At 62.0% G+C, this 2,223-nt stretch carries 2 protein-coding genes and 1 pseudogene; all 3 read right to left on the reverse strand.

Going from position 1 to position 2,223, the window contains the following annotated elements; genetic code table 11:
- Window positions 1-949 (reverse strand): annotated as a pseudogene (locus tag EOC06_RS34265) (IS5 family transposase); the annotation flags it as partial.
- 49 nt (window positions 950-998) lie between these two features.
- Window positions 999-1,220, reverse strand: a complete 222-nt coding sequence (locus tag EOC06_RS34270) for a cold-shock protein (RefSeq protein ID WP_128309895.1) — start codon at window positions 1,218-1,220, stop codon at window positions 999-1,001.
- A 259-nt stretch (window positions 1,221-1,479) separates the two neighbouring features.
- Window positions 1,480-2,223 (reverse strand): hypothetical protein (locus EOC06_RS34275; protein ID WP_306462375.1); only part of this gene is annotated, 744 nt, incomplete at its 5' end.

Consider the following 2,223-nt stretch of genomic DNA (forward strand, 5'->3'; position numbering starts at 1 on the left):
TGGATGCGCTGGCTGACGGCATAGCCGCCAGCCGCGTCGTGCGCCCGTCGATCGCCGAACTGCGGCCGCTCGTGTTCTGCGCTACATGCGGCGTCACCCTCATCGAGCGCAGCTCATTGACGACGTCTTCCGCGTCGTAGGCCTTGTCGGCGCCGAGCGTGATCGCCTGTGGCCGCTCCGCTCGAGGTTCGATCATGTGCAGTGCGGCCACCCGCTCAGCATGTCCGTCGGCCAGTGTCAGGCAGGCGTCGACCAGCAGGCCGTGGCGGTTCTCCATCAAGCCATGTCCCATAAAGCACAACTTGGCCTCCTTGCCTTTGCCCTTGCGATAGAGCCGGGCATCCGGATCGGTGGTCGAGGCATGTGTGTCGTTCGAGCGCTTGTGGCCATGGAAGTTCGCTTTCGCGTTTCGCCCGCCGCCTTCAGCCGGCGGCTCGCCCGAGCCGTCCTTCGGCTTGACGCTCTTCATCGACGCCCAGGCCTCAATCAGCGTCCCGTCGACCGAGAAGTGATCCATCGACAGGAGCCTCTTGACCTTGGGCTGCGCCAGCACCGCGCTCAGGAACTTTGCGGCGATGTCGCCCTCCAGCAGCCGGTCGCGGTTCTTGGAGAACACCGAATGGTCCCAGGCCGCGTCGTCGACGCCGATACCGACGAACCAGCGGAACAGAAGGTCGTATTCCAGCCGCTCCATCAAAAGCCGCTCCGATCGGATCGAGTAGAACGCCTGCAGCAGCATCGCTCGCAGCAACTTTTCCGGCGGGATCGAAGGCCGCCCCATCGGCGAATACAGCGCCGCCAAGTCTTGCTCCAACGTCGCCAGCGCCTCGTTCACAATCCCCCGAATGCGGCGCAACGGATGATCGCGCCGCACCCGCGCCTCGAGATCAACATAACTGAACAACTCGCCAGACCGTCCGTCCCCCCGCGCATGCCTTGTTCTCCGAATCTCTCCGGAGAAACTGAATCACGCTCACAGCATCGCCGCGAGCCCTTTTTCAACAGCCTGCTAGATCGCCTTGAGATTGCCAGCAGAGGATTTTTCCAGTGCGCCGGTCCTGCTCGACCTCATAGCTGACCTTTTGGCCATCGGCGAGGCTCCTCAACCCGGCACGTTCCACGGCAGATATATGAACGAAAACGTCCGCTCCGCCGGAGTCCGGTTGGATGAACCCAAAGCCCTTTGTCGCATTAAACCACTTCACCGTACCCGTAGCCACGCGTCTACTCCTTGTCTTGGCAAGGCGGGCAATTCTCACCCGCGGAGGCAATCTAACCATCGCCCTGAACACGTCAATGACGGTTGTCTTTGTCAGCCTTTCGCCTGTGCCCTCTGCATCTCGGTCGAGTCACGGCCGAGAGGTTTTCTGGAGTAGCGCTCTTCGGTCGACCCGGCGAGGCATGCGCGTTGCGAATGGCTGGCGAACCGCTCTCCCGTCCGCCCTCGGCCCGGATGCACGGTAACCTCTCAGCGCATTGTCACCCTTGATGTGCGCGCGCGACTTCGAGGAGTGCACCCGCGATCTCGTCATTGGTCCATCCGGCCGCCGCGGCGCTCTCAACCAATTCCTGGACAGCCGGTTCCAGCGCGCGCTGGCAATGAAGCCCGCGATCTGGATGATCAGCCGCACAGCCTGGTTCCACAATCGTGATCTTCGATCGCTTCATAGCCGACCAGGGGCTTTCGCCCGTCTCCTTCAGCCACACGAGGCGTATGAGCTCGGATGTCAGTGGAGCGCGCTTGGGATATCGCTTGATGCGGTCAACAAGCTGTTCCAGTGATCCCGCGCGTTGCAGCTCCTTGAAAAAATGGTGTGGCGCGACGCTCCCGAGCCGGTGCGTCTCCGCCAGGCTCCATACGTACCGATAGGCCGCCATGAAATCGGATCGTGGCGGAGCCTCGGACGGTTCGGCCCTGGTCAAGATACCCCCGCCCACGAGGCGGTCGGCCTTTTCGATGATCTGGCGCGTCCTTGTTTTTGAAAGGCGATGCTCCTGCGCCAGCTCGGCAACGGTCTTGCCGTTGAGAAAGCCGTCCACCAGGGTGACATTTCGGTCGACATTCGGACTGAACCCCCAGCAGGAGCGCAGCCGGTCCACTATCCTCATCGCACCACTTCCCTCGACGATGCTCTTTGCACGCGTTTTCGAATTCACGATAACCTCGACCGTTCTTTTGCTGACAGCAAGATCGCGGGCAGAACACCCTGATCTGCCGGGGGC

Source organism: Mesorhizobium sp. M7A.F.Ca.MR.362.00.0.0, assembly GCF_004023175.1.
Taxonomy (GTDB): Bacteria; Pseudomonadota; Alphaproteobacteria; order Rhizobiales; family Rhizobiaceae; genus Mesorhizobium.